Below are 19,317 nucleotides of genomic sequence, written 5' to 3' on the forward strand. Positions count from 1 at the left end.
TTATGAATAGCTTAGAAAATAAAATAACAGCGCCTACACTGGTACAAGGAACGCCAGAAGCAAGTGGCGAATTAGCGGATTTGTTGTCCTTAATGGCGCGGTTGCGTAGCGATTGTCCATGGGATAAAAAGCAAAGCAATCATAGCTTAATTCCGTATGCGATTGAAGAAGCCTATGAGCTCGGCGAAGCGGTACAAAGTAATGATGATGAAGACATCAAAGGCGAGCTTGGCGATGTGCTGCTGCAAGTGGTTTTTCATTGTCAGATGTACGCTGAACAAGAGCGCTTTGATATGATTGATGTGATTACCACTTTACAAGAAAAGCTGATTCGCCGGCATCCGCATGTGTTTGAAGCAGAAACGCTTAAAGATGAAGCCGCGGTAAAAGAACGCTGGGATGAGATTAAAGTAGAAGAGCAACAAGCCCGCGCCGTACGTGGCAAACCACAGCGTCGTTTGGACAATACCAAAGCAGGTAGTGCGCTGATGCAGGCGCAGGATGTGCAAAAACAGGCGTCAAAATTGGGTTTTGATTGGGAAGGCGTCAGTGGCGCATTTGATAAACTCGATGAAGAAATTGCCGAGCTAAAGACCGAGATTTTAGATAAGCCCCAAGTTGAAATCAAAACCAATATCAGAGAGATTGAAAAGGAGCTTGGCGATTGCATGTTTGCGCTTGTCAATGTGGCGCGCAAATTAGACCTTGATGCGGAAACAGCAACGCTGACCTGTGTACATAAATTTAAATCACGTTTTGGCTATATTGAAGACCAGTTAGCTGCCGCAGGCAAGCGTTTAGAAGACAGCGATATCAATGAGATGGATGCGTTATGGGAAGCGGCGAAACAACATGAACGCGACTAATAAAAGCTTGCTTATTAAATGGTTAGCCATCAAATGGTCGTTTATTAAATGGCAGCATGCTAATTTGTTTAAAAATGTAGCCATTTTTTTAGTAGGCATGGTTTCTATCATGGCTATGCTGTCTCATCCTGTCTTTGCCGCCCCTTGTTTTGATAACGCCCAAAGTGCTTATAACTACATATTGACGCAAGAGACAGCACAAACTCAAGCACGTATGCAGTCAATCATTAATATTAATCGAGCAACAGAAGGTGAGCTTACGTTGCTACATGGTATCGGTAGCAATAAGGCGCAAGCCATTATCCTATATCGTGAGATGTTTGGCAGTTTTAGAACGGTTGATGAATTGACAAAGGTAAAGGGTATTGGCGCAAAAACCGTTGATAAAAATCGAGGACGTTTGACCGTGCAAGATTAATCGCTGTATTTTACTTTAATTAACCCCAATATTGACAAAATAGCATGTAAGTAACTGTCTAAATACACCCACCATGGCCAAAATTTGTTAAACTAGCACGTACATCCGCCTGATTGACGCTGTGTTCGTCAGGGTGGTTAAGAAAAAAGGCAAGGAGTAGATGCATGGCCGAGCGTGCCGCCAAGCAGTTAGAACTGAATAAATCTGAATTACCCAATTCTATTACCGAAGTAATCGCAACCCTAACCCGAGCTGGGTTTGACGCCTATATCGTCGGTGGTGGCGTGCGTGATACCTTGCTAGGACTGCGTCCAAAAGATTTTGACGCGGTCACTGATGCCAAGCCTCATGAGATTAAAGACGTCTTTGGTAAGCGCTGCCGTATTATCGGTCGCCGTTTTCAGTTGGCGCATGTGTACTCTGGGCGTGAGCTTATCGAAGTAGCCACCTTCCGTGGTCCACCTATTAATGATTCTAATACCAATCAAGACGGTATGATTCTGCGCGACAATGTATGGGGTGATATCAAACAAGACTTTGCCCGTCGTGATTTTTCTATTAATGCCCTTTATTATCAGCCGCTCAAAGGCATAGTTCATGATTTTTGCGACGCGCTTGAAGATATTGATAATAAAATTATCCGTTTATTAGGCAATGCGCCGATTCGTATCGAAGAAGATCCGGTCAGATTGCTGCGTGCCTTGCGTTTCAAAGCAAAATTGGGTTTTGAGTTTGATAGCGAATTAGCCGCACAGTTCCATGATGGCAACTGGTCATTACTTGAACAAATCTCTCCGCACCGTCTATATGATGAAACGCAAAAGATGTTTACCGGTGGTTATTTAGTACCATTATTACCGTTATTGTTTGATTCAGGCGCGATTGATAGTCTTATCATTTATCCGCCTTCTGAGCCAAGTGCCTTAGTTAAACAAGTCGCTATTAATACCGACAAACGTATTGCTGCTGGCAAAAGTATCAACCCAGCATTCTTTTATGCCGCTTTGCTGTGGGAGAACTACTTACATCAACTAGAAAAAGCCAAAAAGCGCAATATGCCTTTTGCGGATGCACAAATGCATGCAGCAGGCAAAGTGATTGATCGTCAACGTATCAAGACTGCCATTCCAAAATTTGCTGAACAGTTTATTCGTGATATCTGGATATTGCAGCCAAAACTGGCCGCGCCGCGTAGCAAACAGATTGTACAGCTATCTGAGCATCCACGTTTTCGTGCCGGTTTTGATTTCTTATTATTGCGCGAGCAGTGCGGCGATGCAGAGCATCCACTTTCTGAATCGACTAATGATATGGGCGAGTGGTGGCAGACCTATCAAACCTTGACTGAGCAGCAGCAGGATCAAGCGATTGATGACTTTGATGAAAATATCCGCCGCGGTGCTTATAAACAAGGTCAGCGTGGTCGTGGACGCAATCGTCAAAAGCAGCAGCATTCGAATGACAATGCTAAGTTGAGTCAGTTGGATAATGACTATCAAGGTAAAGCGCTGAGTAATGGTCATGCAAAACCAGCAATGGTTAATGATGCCTCAAATGTGCCATCACGTCGTCGCCGTGCCAGTCAGCATACTTCTGCTAATAGTAAAAGTTATAGCCCGCAGCAACTCACACAAGACAATAATGAGCTGGCACAGTTGCAGCAATTGTCTTTGGCGAGCAGTAATAATGGTAGCAATCAGCAGCACATGCCGAAACCTGCACCATTGTTTGTCATAGAACACAGCAACGTCGTACCGCCTTTGAAAAAGCAGCTATCTGGTTCAGATAAAGCACTGCCTAAAGCGACGCAAAAAGCGCCTATTCAAAAAGTGCTTGAGCAAGCAACAGTTAGTAAAAAGGCATCGGCTGATAGTCAATCGCAGCTGCAAGAAAAAGCTGTTAATAAAGCGAGTGACTTAACTAATAGATCGCATACACCAAAAGAGTCAGTGAATACTCAGGTGTCTTCAACTAATGCTCGTAGCTCCGCTTATGCAGAGCGCAACGTCGCGCAGTCACCAGCACTTGTTAGTATGAATAATGAGCCGATACCGCACAAGCGCCGTCGTCGTCAGCCTACTGTGATTGAAAATAGTGGTATTGTCGCAGAGGCTAGCAGTGCTAAAGAAGCAACGACAATAGACACCAGTAGTAATGAGAAATCATCTGGGAAGTACGCAAAAAAAGTGCCTAAACCAGCTGTTCACTCTACTGATAACGTCATTGATAAAGCACCGAAACCCGCTAAAGCATCAAGTACTAAGTCTACTAAAGCTAAACGAGACGCTAGTGGTCAAAGTGCTACTAATCAAAGTTCTAACGAACAGCAAGATGCTAATAAAGTAGCTAACAGTAATATGAATGCCAATAAAGGTCCTGTGCCATCGAAACGTCGCCGTCGTCAGCCAAGCGTCAATGACGTTTAACGTTCACAGCGAATATAAGAGTAAAGTGATAACGATGAACACGCGCTTTAATGATACTGATTTTGATAGCAAATCTATCGCCATTTGCTCTTGGGTCACTTGTTATGTTGGCTTGGGTAGCAATCTGGTAAATGAGCTTGGGGCGCCTGTTGAGCATTTACAGCACGCGTTTGAGATGATGCAAGAGCAAGAAAAGATACGCACTGTGCGTATTTCTTCATTTTATGCCTCGGTACCGATGGGACCGCAAGATCAGCCAGATTTTGTCAACGCCGTTGCTGGCTTTGAAACTATATTTACGCCGTTTGAGCTGCTGACATTTTGCCAACAGTTGGAGCAGCAAGCAAAACGCGCCCGCCTGCGTCATTGGGGTGAGCGTAGTCTTGATGTGGATATATTGTTATACGGCAATGAGCGGATTTCTGAGCCAACATTAACGATACCCCATGTGGGTTTGCATGAGCGTAATTTTGTTTTGATACCGTTACGAGAGCTCGCACCTGAGCTAATGATTGTAGGAAAGTCGATAATCGACTATCCCCAAAGCAGCGATTGGGCAGGTTTGAAGCTGTTAGAACATGATGCGTCAAGTCATAAATAAAGAGACATTCATTTAAAGTGAATGACAGTTGATTGATATTCAGAAGTATTGAGGATGATATAACGATATGACAACGTTATCTACTTTAAATAAGTTTAAAAAAGACGGTACCAAATTTACTTGTCTGACCTGTTATGACGCCATGTTTGCGCGCATGATGGAAAAAGCGCAGATTGATACGATTTTAATCGGTGATAGCTTGGGTATGGTGGTGCAGGGTCATGATTCAACTTTGCCTGTTACGGTCGATGATATGGCTTACCACACTGCTAATATCGCCCGTAGCAATAAACAGGCGCTTATTTTAGCGGACTTACCCTTTATGAGTTATGTGACGCTGCCTGAGGCCGTTGTTAATAGCCGCAAGCTGATGCAGGCAGGCGCTCATGTGATTAAAATTGAGGGTGGTTGTGAGCTTTGCGAGTTGATTACAACATTGGCGCAAGCAGGTACGCCAACGTGCGTGCATTTAGGCTTAACACCGCAGTCGGTAAACGTTTTTGGCGGTTATAAAGTCCAAGGTCGCGGCAATGAAGCAGGTCAAAAACTCCTTGATGATGCAAAAGCTGTGGTTGACGCTGGTGCAGCGCTTTTGGTACTAGAATGCGTCCCTGCTGAGCTTGCTAAAGCAGTAACGGAAGCCGTTGCTGTGCCAGTGATAGGCATCGGGGCAGGCGCCGATACCGATGGTCAAGTATTGGTCATGCACGATATGCTCGGTATGGTTCATGGTCGCGCGCCGCGTTTTATCCATGATTTTTTGACTGATGAGCGTAACACTGAGCACAGTATCGAAGGCGCATTTGCCTTGTATCAGCAGTCAGTAAAGGAAGGTAGTTTTCCAACAGAGCAGCACCAGTTTAGCTAAGCAAATATAGAATTTCAGTAATTAGGTCCACCAGTAAAAGAGCAGTTAACCATGCCGACGATTCATTACCATATCTCAGACTTACGCGTTGCTCTACGGCCTTACCGAACAGCGCAGCGCATTGCCTTAGTACCTACAATGGGTAATCTACACGATGGTCATCTGGAGCTGGTAAAAATTGCCAAACAGCATGCAGATATCGTGGTGGTTAGTATTTTCGTCAATCCAACGCAGTTTGGGGTTGGTGAAGACTTTGATAGCTACCCTCGTACCTTAGATGAAGATGTAGCAAAGCTTGCCATGGTTGGCGCTGACTATGTTTTTGCTCCTACTATTGATGAGATGTATCCGGTACTACCGCCGCCGACCACTATTCTCGCTGGGACTATTACTGAGCAACTATGTGGCAAAACTCGCCCCAATCATTTCGATGGTGTCGGTATTGTTGTCTCTAAGCTCTTCAATATCGTGCAACCTAACATAGCCGTATTTGGGCAAAAAGATTATCAGCAATTAGCCATTATTAAGCAGTTGGTTCGTGATTTGAGCTATTCAATCGATATTATTGGCGCGCCTATTATTCGTGCTACTGATGGCTTAGCGTTATCATCGCGCAATCAGTATTTAAGCGAGTCTGAGCGCCAAACAGCACCTATCTTACAGCAGGAGCTGCAGTATTCAGCCAAACAGATTAGTGATAATAAACAGCCGTTAGAGGTGCTTTTGACAGCAGCTCACGAGCGTATTACTAGTGCGGGGTTTATTATTGATTATCTAGAAGTAAAAACAACTGAGCTAACGGCTGTTGATGATGAGAGTATCAATAACCATCAAGACTTGGTTATTTTAGTGGCTGCATGGCTAGGTCGTGCACGCTTGCTAGACAATCGATTGGTCACGATTAATAAAGTTTGATCACACTGCTATTTATAATATTGTAATTTGCGGGATGCAATTTATAAGGATGACGGAACATGCAGGCAAATCAAGACACCCATAATGCTCAATCAAAGCTAACAGATTCTAACGAATCCACTGGTGATAAACTGAGTATATTGGTAGTGTCAGGACGTTCAGGCTCAGGGAAAACCTCGGTACTAAATATCCTTGAAGATCTGGGTTTTTATTCTATTGATAATTTGCCTTTGTCTCTTGTGCCTGAAGCGGCGCAAAAGCTGGTCTGTGATAGTGGAATTAAACGCATTGCCCTTGGGGTGGATATTCGTACGCCGCGCGCAGATTTATCTAACTTTGATGCAATCCATGACAGTTTAAAGCAGACCTATGGCGAAGAGGCGGTCACAGTGATGTATGTGACGGCGCAAGAAGAGACGCTGGTTGCACGCTTTAATGCCACTCGCCGCATCCATCCGTTGATGGTGTTAGATACCAAAGGCGTAGAAAATAACGTTTATAATCTACCAGCAGCTATTGAGAAAGAAATACAGCTTTTGCAGCCGATATTTAAGCATGCCGATATTAAGATAGATACCAGTATGCTCAATATCCATCAGCTAAAAGAGCGTCTGCGTGATTATGTGGGTGTAGATAATCAAATCGTGATTAATTTGCTATCGTTTGGTTTCAAGTACGGCAGCCCTATCGATGCAGACTTCGTTTTTGATGTACGAATATTGCCCAATCCGCATTGGAATCCGACACTGCGCTCGGCAACAGGTCTTGACGCTGAAGTGAGTGCATTTTTTGCCGATTATCCAGAGGTCGCTGAGATGACGGGAGATATTGCTACATTCTTGAATCGTTGGTTACCTGATTTTTTACATAATAATCGTCATACGGTAACGGTTGCCATTGGCTGCACTGGTGGCAAGCACCGCTCGGTATTTATCACCAAACACCTGCAAGATAGATTGCAAAATAGCTTGCCAGAAGGCTTAACCGTGACGGCGAAACACCGTGAAAAGCATCGCTGGTAGCGTTTGCTAAACCTTTTATACCTAATTTTTTTATACCTATTATTTATTTTTAAACATGGAAAGCTTTTATGATTGACTGGTCAGAACAAGATATGCGCGTCTCACGCACAGAGCTCAAAAAAGCTCATGAGCGCCTACAACAGTTGTCGATACCGCTTGCCAGCTTATCGAAGAAACAACTTAAAGCTTTACCTGCCAGTGATTATTTTATGGCGGAATTAATGGCGCTTGCCGATATCACCAGCGCTAATGCGCGTAATCGTCAGACCAAGCGCGTTGGCAAGCTTATGATTGAAGAAAATCGCCATGAGCTGATAAAAGCATTATTTGATGCCTATTTTCCTAAAGAGCAAGTTTCTAAGATAGAGAGCTGGTATGAGCGTCTAAATATCAATGATGAAGGGACGCTTAAGCAGTTCGTTAAACAATATAAAGCGTCTGAGCAGCATAGTATGTATCAGCTATTGCTCTGGATTGAGTACGCTAAGCATACAAACGATGAGGAGCTAATGGCGGAGTCAAAAGCAGATTTGGCCAGTTATATCCGTGAAGTCGCTATTTTAACGAATCTAAAAAAATAGCGATAAGAGCTATAGGCAAGCGAATTTGGTTAGTGGGTACCTATAAACCACTAAAGATAGAATACTAAAATACAAAAAAGCCAATCAGTAAAGATTGGCTTTTTTAATTGATCAGAAATAGCGTTTTTATATTTTTTTAAAAAACTAATGTTACTTTTTCTCTGCGCGTACTTTGTCGACTAGGAAATCAACTACTTTAGGTACGGTAGCACTTTCGCCGGTTACCACGTACTTGCCTTGCACGACAACGGCTGGCACACCCGATAACTGATAACGCTTAGCGCCTGCTTGCGAGCGACCGATTTTGGTACCAACAGCAAAAGAGTTATAAAGGCTATTAAATTTCTTTTCGTTCACACCTTTTGAAGCATACCATTTGCTTAATGAAGACTGGTCAAATAACTGCTTACCATCTTTATGTACGGCATCAAATAAAGCGTCATGGGTCTTGTCTTCAAAACCCAGTAATTGCGCGGCATAAAAACCACGGGCACTGGCTTCCCAAACAGGGTTTAACGCTGCGGGTGTTTTAAAGAATGCCACATCTTTATCTTTGTTTTTTGCCCATTTTTCCATGTGTGGATTAAGGACATTACAATGCGGGCAACCATACCAAAAAAACTCACGCACAATGATAGCATCACCGCTGATTTTTTCTGGATTATCTAACACACGATAGTCTTTTCCTGCGACATAATTGGCAGCTTGTGCACCCATATTGGCAAATCCAATAGCGCAAGCCAAGCCAGTTAATGCGATGATACGTTTCATACTTATTCCTTGAAATAACGACATTCAGAAGTTTGCTTTAATAGTTATAGCTTTGATAGTCATATAAATACCAAAGCAAATAAGCAATGACAAAGTCAATAGACGACGATAGGTCGACTGAGTCGACCTACTATAGAATAGCAACTATAATAGCGTAAAATGCGGCAGTTTGTGAACCGGATTCTTAACTAATGGTTGTAATGCTGTCAGTCATTATTTAAGGTATCTTACTTATAGCCTGTTATTCTATTTTTATTGACGTTTAGAGCATCAATAAAGCAGTTCACAATCGGTGACGATGTACTTACGGCAGCTTTGCGGCTCGCATGTTAATATTGAGTCTTTAGTCACATACTATAACAATAAAGGAAAAACTATGAGCCAAGCTTTATTTTCTGGGCAGCCTTTGCACACTCAAGCAAATGATAGTGGCATGGCTGACGATACCATAAACGCTATCAATGTCGATCCAAGCGAAGTTGAAAAATTTAATAAATTGGCGGGTGAGTGGTGGAATAAAACCGGTGCCTTTGCTACCTTACACGAAATCAATCCGCTGCGTCTAAACTGGATAGAGGAAAATGTGAAGCGTGGCTACGTGAGTGCTGATAGTCAAAAAACGGCAGAGATGGGCTTGGCGGGTAAAAAGGTTCTTGATGTCGGTTGTGGCGGTGGTATCTTATCAGAATCGATGGCACGTCGCGGCGCAGATGTGACAGGTATCGACCTTGGGACAGAAAATCTCAAAGCAGCAAGCCTCCATGCTGAACAAAGCAACTTACAAGATACCTTGCGCTATCAGCATATTCCGGTTGAAGCTTTAGCGGCTACCCATGCTGGTCAGTTTGATGTGGTTACCTGTATGGAGATGCTAGAGCATGTACCAGATCCAGCCGCTATTGTAGATGCTTGTTTTAAGCTGTTGGCGCCAGGCGGCGTATGTGTACTATCAACGATTAACCGTAATCCAAAATCTTATTTGTTTGCTATCGTGGGTGCAGAGTACGTATTGCGCTTGCTTGATCGCGGTACGCATGATTATGCCAAGTTTATTACGCCAGCTGAGCTCGATAAAATGGCAATTGATGCAGAGTTTGCGCGCCAAGATATTATTGGACTGCACTATAATCCATTGACCAAGCGTTACTGGCTAGCTCAAAACGTCGATGTCAACTATATGATAGCAGTACAGAAACCTCTCGCTTAATACCCTTTTATCACCTTAATTAAGAGCCTTCGTAATGAGCCAATTTGTAAAAGCGGTCTTATTTGACCTAGATGGGACATTGATAGATACTGCTGCCGATTTTGTACGTATTATTGGCAAAATGAGCCAAGAAAACGGCTGGCAAGCGCCGTCTGAGACAGAGATTCGTGAGCAAGTATCGGCAGGTGCTTCAGCGATGGTGCAGCTTATGCTACGTCATAATGAGCAAACAGACTTTAGCGAAGAGACGTTACTTGAGTTTCGTCAGCAGTTTTTAGACGATTATGAAGCGGATATTTGTGTGGATAGTCATGTTTTTGACACGCTTGAGGACGTTTTAAGTGCCCTTGAAGAAAAAGGTGTACCGTGGGGTATAGTGACCAATAAACCGCGCTATTTGTCAGAGCTGTTATTAGAAAAAATGCAGCTAGATACGCGCTGTGCGGTTTTGGTTTGTCCTGATGATGTGTCACGCCCTAAACCTGACCCAGAGCCTATGTATGCGGCGCTAGAGAAGCTTGGTATCCCTCGCGGTGCTGCTGCAAGTGTGATTTATGTTGGCGATCATATCCGTGATATCGAAGCTGGTAATGCCGCTGGTATGCCGACGATTTTGGCCGCTTATGGTTACATTCCGCCTGAAGATCAAAACAACCTGAAGAAATGGGGCGCAGATTATATTACGGAAACCCCTGAGCAGTTGAGTAAACTACTGCTTTCTTCTGGTAAATTCGACTATTTATAATTCAAATGTTATAACTCAAATGAGCCACAAGATCAGCGTGTTATCAGGCAATATTTAACAACATAGCATAATGGTTAACCATACCATTTATTAAACGATAAGTAGTGAGTAACGCCATGAGTGACAATATCAACCCATTAGCGAATCAGTCGGCAAACCATCCAGCCGACAATATAGCCAATAATATTGCAAGCCAGCAGACTGAATTGCAATCGTCTGCAACCGAATTAACCCACGGGAATATTCGTGACTTTGTACCCTCTGAAAACTGCTTAGATGGCAAGACCATTTTAGTCACAGGCGCAGGTGATGGCATTGGTCGGGTCGCTGCATTGACCTATGCACGCTATGGCGCAACGGTGCTGCTATTAGGACGTACCAGTAGCAAGCTTGAATATGTTTATGATGAAATCGAGAGCTTTGGTGGTAAGCAACCTGCTATGTTACCGATGAATCTAGAAGGGGCGACTTATGCAGAAATGCAAAAGCTAGAAAATTTGATTCATAGAGAAGTTGGTCAGCTAGATGGGATATTGCATAATGCTGGGATGCTTGGTCCATTGACGCCACTTGAGATGTACGATGTAGATATGTTTGCTCAAGTCATGAAGATTAACTTCACAGCGACCTTTATGCTTACCCAAGCGCTACTGCCGTTACTCAAAGATGCACCGCATGGTTCTATCGTATTTACATCTAGCAGCGTTGGTACGCATCCTCGCGCATTTTGGGGTGCTTACGCGCTGTCTAAGCAAGCGGTAGAAGGAATGAGCGATATCTTTACCCAAGAGACGCAAAACACCACCAATCTGCGTTTTAACTGTATCAATCCGGGTGGTACTCGCACCAATATGCGTGCTCACGCTTATCCAGGTGAAAATCCGATGAGTCTGAAAACTCCTGAAGATATTATGGCAGGTTATGTGTGCTTGATGAGTGATGAGAGTATCGGGGTACGTGGACAAGTGGTTGAGTTACAACCCAAGGATTGAGCGACAATTTGTCTGCGCAGGTAGATTGAAATTGCTGATATTTAACCCCATCTATTTGTTATCAAAGACATTTATGCTCGATTAAAGATACGCATAATGAATAAAAATAAATAGGATAATAATATGGCAGGTGGTTGGTCAAGAGATGGTGCTGAGCATGAGCAAATGGATGCGACCGTTAACGATGCGCTAGAGCGCGCACGCCGTGCATTACCGACAGGTAAAAGTGCAGAGTTTTGTGATGAATGTGGTAAGGCGATTCCAGAAGCTCGCCGTATCGCAGTACCGGGTGTGCAGCATTGTGTTGGCTGTCAATCTGAGCTTGAGCAAGAAGCAAAAGCTGCGGAATTGTTTAATCGCCGTGGCAGTAAAGACAGTCAGTTACGCTAATAAAACCAATGCTGCTTAATAAAAGAGCCCCCACTATCTAAATAGTGTGGGCTTTTTTATTGGTTCTATTTTTATCAACAATTTTTCTATCACTGCAATAGATGGCTATGCAATCATTAGCTATAGTATCAACAGCTATAGTATCAACGCCATGAGTTCATGGTCATAGGCTTCCCAATCTAGCTTAACTTCTATCGCATCTTCTTGCCCAGTACTTGTTTGCAAAATAATTTCTAGTCGGCTGTCGGCTTGTACGCTCACTGTCTTTGTAGACAAGCTATCAGGCGTAAAATTGATTTGTAGCCAGCCATTAGACGTATGCAATACGCCTTTGATGCGTTGCCAGTTTGGTAGCGTTAGCAGCCAATCCTGTAACTTATCAGCATTTAATATATAGTCCGCTGGTAGTCGCCAACCTGCAACCACGATATCTTGCTGTATTTCATGATAACGATAGGGCAGCTCGATGTCTTTGTCTGCCTGAATATTATTATCGTTTGTGGAAGGGTTGAATAATGACTTATTCGATAATGAATGACTCAGCGGCTGCAAGCTAATCACAGATTTTTTCGGCTGAGCAATATTAACTGTCCGCTGTTGTGAGATAGTCTGGCTAGGCTTGGTCAGCTGCGTGCTTAACACTGCTGAATAGTCATTTGATGTGCTTATATCGTTAATTGTGGTCTGATCATCAGATTCTGCCCAAATAATAGTAATTTGCGCATTTAACTCTGCTACCCAATCTTGTAATGCTTGCTTATCGTCAGTACTTAATTGGGCATAGCGATTAATGACCAAGACATCGGCATCACGAATATGCGCTTGGAACCCTTCGTGAGCACGATATTTTTCTCGTTGCCACTGCAAAGCGTTAAGTACAGTTATGACCGCTTGCATCTTTAGAGCCGTCTGCCAATGCGGCGCGCTAAGCTGCCGTATAAGCTCACGTGGATGAGCAAGCCCTGTTGGCTCAATAAGCAGACGTTGCGGATGATGGTCACTGAGCAGGCGACTAATAGCGATTTGTAGAGGTAACTGGCTGGTACAACAAATACAGCCGCCGCTAACTTCACGAATGGCGATATTATTTTGAGCGGAATCGCTATCTTGTGAGCTTGAAACCAAGGCTGCATCGATACCAATCCGACCAAACTCGTTAATCAATAATGCCCAACGCTCATCAGTGGATTTATCGGCAATCAATTGGTTAATAAGTGTGGTTTTGCCAGAACCCAAAAACCCTGTCACCAAAGTGCAGGGTATATTTTGATGAATAATAGAGGATTTCAATGTTGCGCCCGTTGTATTAATAGGATTACCCATTAATAGTATGATATATCAACGGACACAAGCAATACTTAGAAATTTAAAGTGATTCGCTCTTAGCTGCTTCGACTTCTGCTTCGTCAGGTACGAATACATAGCCTACGCCCCAGACAGTCTGGATATAACGTGCTTGTGAAGGATTGTCTTCAATTAAGCGGCGCAGACGTGATACTTGAACGTCAATTGAACGCTCCATCGCGCCCCATTCACGACCACGGGCAAGGTTCATCAGCTTATCACGGGTCAATGGCTCGCGTGGATGCTGAACCAATGCCTTTAGTACCGAGAATTCACCCGTCGTTAAGGTGACAACATTGCCGTCGCGTTTGAGCGTACGTGTCGATAAATCAAGTGTCCATGGACCAAATTCTACTACTTCAAGCTGATGACTTGGTGCCCCTGGTAGCTCACGATTTTGACGACGGAGTACTGCTTTGATACGTGCTAATAGCTCTTTTGGATTAAATGGCTTTGGTAGATAGTCATCCGCACCCGCTTCTAGACCTGCGATGCGATCAGCGTCGCCACCTTTAGCCGTGAGCATAATAATAGGGATGTCGCCATTGTCTTCGCGCAGACGCTTACAAATACTGATACCGTCTTCGCCTGGTAGCATCAAATCAAGTACCACTAATGAAAAAAGCTCACGCTGCAACAGCTTATCCATTTGACTGCCATCGTGGGCAGTACGGACAACAAAACCATCGTCTTCTAGAAAGCGCTGTAACAAAGAGCGCAATCGTGCATCGTCATCAACGACTAGAATACGCTGAGTTAAGGTATCGGGGCTGTTATTTTCAGACATACAGGCATCCTCTTATAAAAATTATTATTAGCAAAAATTATTGTTAAAACGCACCAGTCAGTATATTTACTCTCAATAAAAACAGTGTGAATACCACTTTTACCATTTATTAGTGCAACTATTTGAGCATCATTCCATTGATTGGCAAAAAATTATAAAAATGAGAACTATTGTTCAGTACGTTGGTACACAGCAATATTTGTGCTGATGAGACTTTAGTGTATAAGATTGCAGTCATAATTGCATCACTGATAAAGGCAAATGCTGTAGGTGTTTGTTTAATAAAGCGTCAAGAGTGTGCTCATTAAACGATTTTTGCGATAAATAACACGATAAATAACGAAAAGATAAAAAGGATTTCTATTCATGCAGCTTTTGCTATAATGCAAAACTACATTTCTCAACGATTGATACGTCTATGAGTAGCACTGATACCTTAACGCCATCTCAAACCTCGACAAATGCACAGGTTTTGGATGCAACCACACACGCGAATATTCACGACAAGCTTGCTCGCGCGCTTGGCATTAAGACTGCTCAAGTCAATGCGTTTGTCAAACTGTACGATGAAGGCGCGACCGTTCCGTTTATTGCCCGTTACCGCAAAGAAAAGACGCAGAATCTCGACGATGCGCAATTGCGCGCACTAGAGAAGTCTCTCAATTATGAACGTGATATGGCAACCCGTCGCCTTAAAATTATTGAATTACTGAGCACACAAGGCAATTTGACTGACGAGCTGCAGACACGTATTGATAATGCAACCTCAAAACTTGAGCTTGAAGACATCTACTTGCCATATCGTCCGCGCCGCCGTTCACCAGCTGCCAAAGCACGTGCTGCTGGTCTTGATATTGCTGCACAAGCAGTGTTGACGCAAAACGTGACGCCAACCGATGCATTAGCAGACTATCAAGTACAATCAAGCATTACTGATGAAAGCGGTAATGAGATTGAAGTTGATTTTAGTGATATCGAGAAGCAACTTGCTGGTGTACAAGCCATTATCGTAGATGAATGGACGCAAGCATTAGACTTGTTAGATCATTTACGTAGCAGTTTTGCCAAAACAGCCAGTATCGTATCGAGCGTTGCCAGTGAAGAAAAACGTGAAGTCGGTGAAAAATTCAAAGATTACTTTGAGCATAGCGAAAGCCTTGCACGTTTGCCAAATCATCGCTTATTAGCGATGCTACGTGGTCGTCAAGAAAACGTCTTGGGTCTAAAAATTGAAGGCGAAAATGCGCCTTTTATTGAAAAAATTATTAAGCATTTTGAGATTGATGCTAAAGCGCCAACTGAGCGTCAAGAATTTTTGACAGAAGCGGCGAGCAGCTTATGGAAAGACAAATGGCGTCCGCATATCGAGCATCGTTTATTGACTGAAAAGCGTCTGACTGCAGAAGCGGCTGCGATTGATGTTTTTGCCAATAATTTACAGCATTTACTGATGTCAGCACCTGCTGGTCGCAAAGTTATTTTGGGTGTTGATCCCGGTATCCGTCATGGCGTTAAGATGGCGATTGTTGATGCTCAAGGTCATGTGATGTTAGATGGCGAAGACAAGCCTGTTATCGCAACGGTTTATCCATTTGCGCCTGATAATAAAATGACTGAAGCCAAAGTGGTTATCGATGAGTTATTAAGTACTTATAATGTGGATCTAGTGGCTATCGGTAATGGTACGGCAAGCCGCGAAACAGACGCAATGATTAAAGAGATTTTGGCGGCGAACGAGTCATTAAAAGCTAAAGCAGTCATCGTGAATGAATCTGGCGCGTCAGTCTATTCTGCCAGTGAGCTTGCTACTGATGAGCTTGGTAATTTAGATGTCTCTGTACGTGGGGCAGTATCTATTGCTCGTCGTCTACAAGACCCATTGTCAGAGCTGGTCAAGGTAGATCCAAAAGCCATTGGTGTTGGTCAATATCAACATGATGTCAATCAAGCTCAGTTGGCAGATAGTCTTGATAAAGTCACACAAGACAGCGTTAACGCCGTTGGTGTTGATGTGAATACGGCAAGCCCCGCTATCTTGGCACACATTGCTGGCTTAAATAAGAATGTTGCGCAGCAAATCGTTACCTATCGCAAAGAGCATGGCGCTTTTGATAGCCGCGAGTCATTGAAAAATGTGCCGCGCTTAGGTGCTAAGACCTTTGAGCAAGCCGCAGGCTTCTTACGCATACATGATGGTAGCAATCCACTTGATGCAACTGGTGTACATCCAGAAAGCTATGCGCTGGTCGACAGCTTACTTGCCCAAACAGGTAAAGCCTTGCCAGAAGTTATCGGTAACGACGGTGTGTTAAACAGTATCGATACCACAGCGCTAGCTGCTAATGATGAAAATGTTAGCGTAAAAGCGATTTTAGATGAGCTTGCTAAGCCCGCTCGTGACCCACGTCCTGAGTTTAAGACGGCTAACTTCCGTGAAGATGTGAACAGCATTAAAGATTTGAGCGAAGGCATGACACTAGAAGGGGTTGTTACCAACGTGACTGCCTTTGGTTGCTTCATCGATGTTGGCGTGCATCAAGATGGTCTGGTTCATATCTCGCAAATGGCCAATGACTTTGTCGCAGACCCGATGAACCGCGTCAAGCCCGGTGATATCGTCTCGGTCCGTGTCATCTCTATTGACGAAAAACGCGGTCGTATTGGTTTTAGTATGAAACCTGAAGCTGAAAAACCTGCACGTCCAGCAGCGAAACCTGCAACGACAAATGTTACTAATAATGATGAGAATACCAGTCGTCCGCGCAGCAATCGTCCAGCTGGCGATAAGCGTCCGTCTAAGCCTAAGCGTCAACCTAGTAGCAGCAATAATAGCGACAGTCGCAGTAAGGCGCCTCGTGCAGAAAAAGCAGAATCGCCTAGCAAAATGGGTACTTTCGGCGCGCTATTGCAAGAAGCAGGTGTGACTAAAGTTAAGAAATAAGACGTCTTATTCTAAATAGAAACAAAAAAGGCAGCCTAATGGCTGCCTTTTTTATTAAATCAAATATATCAATGGTGCTTTTTAATCACTATATTTATTTCAAGAATCGCCTTAGTATAATTACTTAGGTATTTACTTATAGCTCATCTTCTTCTGAAACTTCTGCTAAGTCTTCTTCTACATCTTCAGAGATAATCTCAGTTGTTTGTAATTCCGAATTTTGTAAAGCTTCTGCTGGCACTTTTATTTCGGTAGTCATTGGTTGTGGACCGTTGGGTGCTTTTATCTCAGTAGTCATTGGCTGTTGACCAATATTACTATTGACGCGTGCGCGCGAAATCGTTTGAGTTTCGCTAATCACAAACGGCGTCATTTTGCTTGTTTTAGAAGTATTTGCATCAGTCTCATTGCCTGTGCTTTCAACTTTGGCTTCAACAGCCATCTCAGCAGTGGCATTCGTCTTTTTAGCGGCTTTAGTATCAGCTGGAGCTGCCATTGCCAATGTCGGAACAGTAAGTGCCGCGCCAATCAGTAATGATAAAGCTAGAGTATGGTTTTTCATTTATTTAATCCTCAATTTATATTTTTATAATGTCAGCTAAAATGCTCGTAGAGAAAACTTTGATTAAATGCGGTCTGATATGATACTTATCTATGTAGAATACAGAATCTATATATTTAAAATAACTAATATATAAGCTATAGAAAAAATAAAATCATGATAATCAATAGGCGACTATCATGATTGATTCGTATAAAAATTCTGGTCAGTGCATAACGTTATCTATAGATATAAAAGACGTCGTAAACACTAGGCGTAATAATAACAATTTAAATACTAATCATTCAGTGGTACATCCATGAAAAATCTAACAGACTCCTACTAATAAGTGATGTCGTGCAATTATTGTAGTGTTATTGTGAGATAAAAACCGCACCTTGTGACCAAAATACGGTTATTTTAATACTACTGATTGATATTCTAGAAACTGCTTTTTAAGACATAGGTTTAGCTATCAATCACATCAAAGCTCAGACCAGCGTGTTTCTCTAAACGAGCAAGTAGCTTGTCGCCCATTGCTGAAGCAGGTGTCCAAAAACCACCCTTCACTTCTTCTTTGCTGATATCTTGTGCTAGACATAATGCCGCTTGCGACAACATACGTGAAGTGCTGCCATAGCCTGGATCTTTATCACCCGTTACTTTGGTAGTAATACTGTCTTTGTTAGCTGTTTGTCCAAAGAGACGAATATCAAAATAGCCGTTTTCTTGCTCTTCTTTAGAAGGCCCTGAACCTGATTTAGGCAATACGTGCTTGGATAATAACTCGCGGCTTGGCGTAATCATCATGGCAGTGGCAAAGCCGAGCAAGCCTGCACTCAAGGCATAACTCGTAAGCTTACCTTTGAGACCATCTTTCATCCACATTGCTTCATCATATTTAAATTCGCGTCCATATTCATAACCAAGCAACTGATTACTGCGATGCACAATGCGCGTATTGATACTTGCCATCACAAAAGGTGCAAGCCAGCGCTTATGTTCGCTATCGTATTCTGGTTTACTGACATTGCTCTGACGTACGTTTGGCGCATTTTTATCATCGTTCAGCAAATAAGGATTTGCCACTTGCTTACGACGAGATTTATCTTGTCCAACTTCCTCAAAGATGGTTGCCATTGAGGCAATCGTACCGCCTGATAGTCCGCCTTTCGCGGCTTTCACGCGCATATGAATCACATCACAAGCACTGTCAAACTTCGCTTCAGCTTGCTTTTGCGTAAAGTAAACGCCTAAATCTGATGGAATAGAATCAAAGCCACAAGAGTTGACGATACGGGCGCCGCTTTGTTTTGCCGCCTCTTGATACTTATCCATCATGTCTTTGATAAATATTGCCTCACCAGTGAGATCAACATAATCTGTGCCATTATCAACACACGATTTGATAAGCGGTTCGCCGTATTTAAGATAAGGTCCAACGGTTGAGATAATGACTTGTGTTTGCTCGGTCATTGCATCAAGGCTTGCCGGATCGTCGCTATTGGCAATGATAATATCTACTTTGCTAGTAAGGTTAGACTGCAACTCGTTGAGCTTCTCTTGATCACGACCTGCTATCGCCCAATTAATTTCAGAGCCGCTCTTATCTTTGTTAGCAGACAAAAACTCTGCCAGATAATGAGCAGTGATTTGCCCAACAAAGCTGGTTGCCCCATATAAAACCACCGCATAAGCTCGTTTTTCACTATTAATTTTTTTGTTATCACCTGATGAGTTGGTACTCTTTGATATATCCGTATTCATCGCTATCTTCCTTGTTAGTGTGCTTTGTCAAATGATTGTTATAAGAAAATGATCGTTAAGTTCAATTGAGCTTAAAAAAGCATCATAAATAATATTTATAAAATCGAGCGTAAGATCTTTGAATAATTTTCTCAT

General features: G+C 43.0%; 18 protein-coding genes. 13 read left to right on the plus strand and 5 right to left on the minus strand.

What is annotated here, in order from left to right:
- Positions 1–2 precede the first annotated feature (2 nt).
- From mazG to yjgA, 8 genes are all read left to right on the plus strand, one after another.
- On the plus strand, positions 3–866 hold the full coding sequence (gene mazG / locus PCRYO_RS00620; RefSeq protein ID WP_011512496.1) for a nucleoside triphosphate pyrophosphohydrolase: 864 nt from the start codon (positions 3–5) through the stop codon (positions 864–866).
- Entirely contained in the window at positions 853–1,284 is a 432-nt protein-coding gene (locus tag PCRYO_RS00625; RefSeq protein ID WP_011512497.1) for a ComEA family DNA-binding protein, read from the plus strand. Before mazG ends, PCRYO_RS00625 begins: the two co-directional genes overlap by 14 nt.
- A 164-nt stretch (positions 1,285–1,448) precedes the next feature.
- A complete protein-coding gene (gene pcnB, locus PCRYO_RS00630; protein WP_011512498.1) occupies positions 1,449–3,710 on the plus strand; it encodes a polynucleotide adenylyltransferase PcnB in 2,262 nt (753 codons plus the stop codon).
- Between the two features lie 34 nt (positions 3,711–3,744).
- A complete protein-coding gene (folK, locus tag PCRYO_RS00635; RefSeq protein ID WP_011512499.1) occupies positions 3,745–4,311 on the plus strand; it encodes a 2-amino-4-hydroxy-6-hydroxymethyldihydropteridine diphosphokinase in 567 nt (188 codons plus the stop codon).
- A gap of 67 nt (positions 4,312–4,378) precedes the next feature.
- On the plus strand, positions 4,379–5,179 hold the full coding sequence (gene panB, locus PCRYO_RS00640) for a 3-methyl-2-oxobutanoate hydroxymethyltransferase (protein WP_011512500.1): 801 nt from the start codon (positions 4,379–4,381) through the stop codon (positions 5,177–5,179).
- Positions 5,180–5,230: 51 nt separating this feature from the next.
- Positions 5,231–6,094 carry a pantoate--beta-alanine ligase gene (panC, locus tag PCRYO_RS00645; RefSeq protein WP_011512501.1) on the plus strand — a complete coding sequence of 288 codons (864 nt, stop codon included), beginning with the start codon at positions 5,231–5,233 and terminating at the stop codon, positions 6,092–6,094.
- A gap of 59 nt (positions 6,095–6,153) precedes the next feature.
- On the plus strand, positions 6,154–7,116 hold the full coding sequence (gene rapZ / locus PCRYO_RS00650; RefSeq protein WP_011512502.1) for an RNase adapter RapZ: 963 nt from the start codon (positions 6,154–6,156) through the stop codon (positions 7,114–7,116).
- 68 nt (positions 7,117–7,184) lie between these two features.
- On the plus strand, positions 7,185–7,697 hold the full coding sequence (yjgA, locus tag PCRYO_RS00655; RefSeq protein WP_011512503.1) for a ribosome biogenesis factor YjgA: 513 nt from the start codon (positions 7,185–7,187) through the stop codon (positions 7,695–7,697).
- A gap of 150 nt (positions 7,698–7,847) precedes the next feature.
- Here yjgA and PCRYO_RS00660 read toward each other — a convergent pair whose 3' ends face one another.
- Positions 7,848–8,468, minus strand: a complete 621-nt coding sequence (locus PCRYO_RS00660) for a thiol:disulfide interchange protein DsbA/DsbL (RefSeq protein ID WP_011512504.1) — start codon at positions 8,466–8,468, stop codon at positions 7,848–7,850.
- A 376-nt stretch (positions 8,469–8,844) separates the two neighbouring features.
- Here PCRYO_RS00660 and ubiG point away from each other — a divergent pair, with 376 nt between their 5' ends.
- The 4 genes from ubiG to PCRYO_RS00680 all read left to right on the plus strand — a co-directional run bounded on the left by ubiG (position 8,845) and on the right by PCRYO_RS00680 (position 11,802).
- Positions 8,845–9,675 (plus strand): bifunctional 2-polyprenyl-6-hydroxyphenol methylase/3-demethylubiquinol 3-O-methyltransferase UbiG, encoded by an 831-nt coding sequence (gene ubiG, locus PCRYO_RS00665; RefSeq protein WP_011512505.1) that lies wholly within the window; start codon positions 8,845–8,847, stop codon positions 9,673–9,675.
- A 34-nt stretch (positions 9,676–9,709) separates the two neighbouring features.
- Entirely contained in the window at positions 9,710–10,420 is a 711-nt protein-coding gene (locus PCRYO_RS00670; RefSeq protein WP_011512506.1) for an HAD family hydrolase, read from the plus strand.
- A 116-nt stretch (positions 10,421–10,536) separates the two neighbouring features.
- Complete coding sequence (locus PCRYO_RS00675) at positions 10,537–11,412, plus strand: YciK family oxidoreductase (protein WP_011512507.1); 876 nt, start codon at positions 10,537–10,539, stop codon at positions 11,410–11,412.
- Positions 11,413–11,535: 123 nt separating this feature from the next.
- Positions 11,536–11,802, plus strand: a complete 267-nt coding sequence (locus tag PCRYO_RS00680; protein WP_011512508.1) for a DksA/TraR family C4-type zinc finger protein — start codon at positions 11,536–11,538, stop codon at positions 11,800–11,802.
- Positions 11,803–11,937: 135 nt separating this feature from the next.
- Here the strand turns inward: PCRYO_RS00680 and PCRYO_RS00685 are convergent, their stop codons facing one another.
- Both PCRYO_RS00685 and ompR read right to left on the minus strand, forming a co-directional pair.
- Positions 11,938–13,125 carry a CobW family GTP-binding protein gene (locus PCRYO_RS00685; protein ID WP_011512509.1) on the minus strand — a complete coding sequence of 396 codons (1,188 nt, stop codon included), beginning with the start codon at positions 13,123–13,125 and terminating at the stop codon, positions 11,938–11,940.
- Positions 13,126–13,168: 43 nt separating this feature from the next.
- Positions 13,169–13,933 carry an osmolarity response regulator transcription factor OmpR gene (gene ompR, locus PCRYO_RS00690; RefSeq protein ID WP_011279439.1) on the minus strand — a complete coding sequence of 255 codons (765 nt, stop codon included), beginning with the start codon at positions 13,931–13,933 and terminating at the stop codon, positions 13,169–13,171.
- 418 nt (positions 13,934–14,351) lie between these two features.
- On the opposite strand from ompR, the gene PCRYO_RS00695 reads away from it, so the two are divergent.
- Positions 14,352–16,874, plus strand: a complete 2,523-nt coding sequence (locus tag PCRYO_RS00695; RefSeq protein WP_011512510.1) for a Tex family protein — start codon at positions 14,352–14,354, stop codon at positions 16,872–16,874.
- A gap of 136 nt (positions 16,875–17,010) precedes the next feature.
- Here the strand turns inward: PCRYO_RS00695 and PCRYO_RS00700 are convergent, their stop codons facing one another.
- Both PCRYO_RS00700 and PCRYO_RS00705 read right to left on the minus strand, forming a co-directional pair.
- A complete protein-coding gene (locus PCRYO_RS00700) occupies positions 17,011–17,436 on the minus strand; it encodes a hypothetical protein (RefSeq protein WP_011512511.1) in 426 nt (141 codons plus the stop codon).
- 447 nt (positions 17,437–17,883) lie between these two features.
- Positions 17,884–19,182, minus strand: a complete 1,299-nt coding sequence (locus PCRYO_RS00705) for a saccharopine dehydrogenase family protein (RefSeq protein WP_011512512.1) — start codon at positions 19,180–19,182, stop codon at positions 17,884–17,886.
- Between the last annotated feature and the right edge of the window lie 135 nt (positions 19,183–19,317).

It is taken from the genome of Psychrobacter cryohalolentis K5 (assembly GCF_000013905.1).
GTDB lineage: Bacteria > Pseudomonadota > Gammaproteobacteria > Pseudomonadales > Moraxellaceae > Psychrobacter > Psychrobacter cryohalolentis.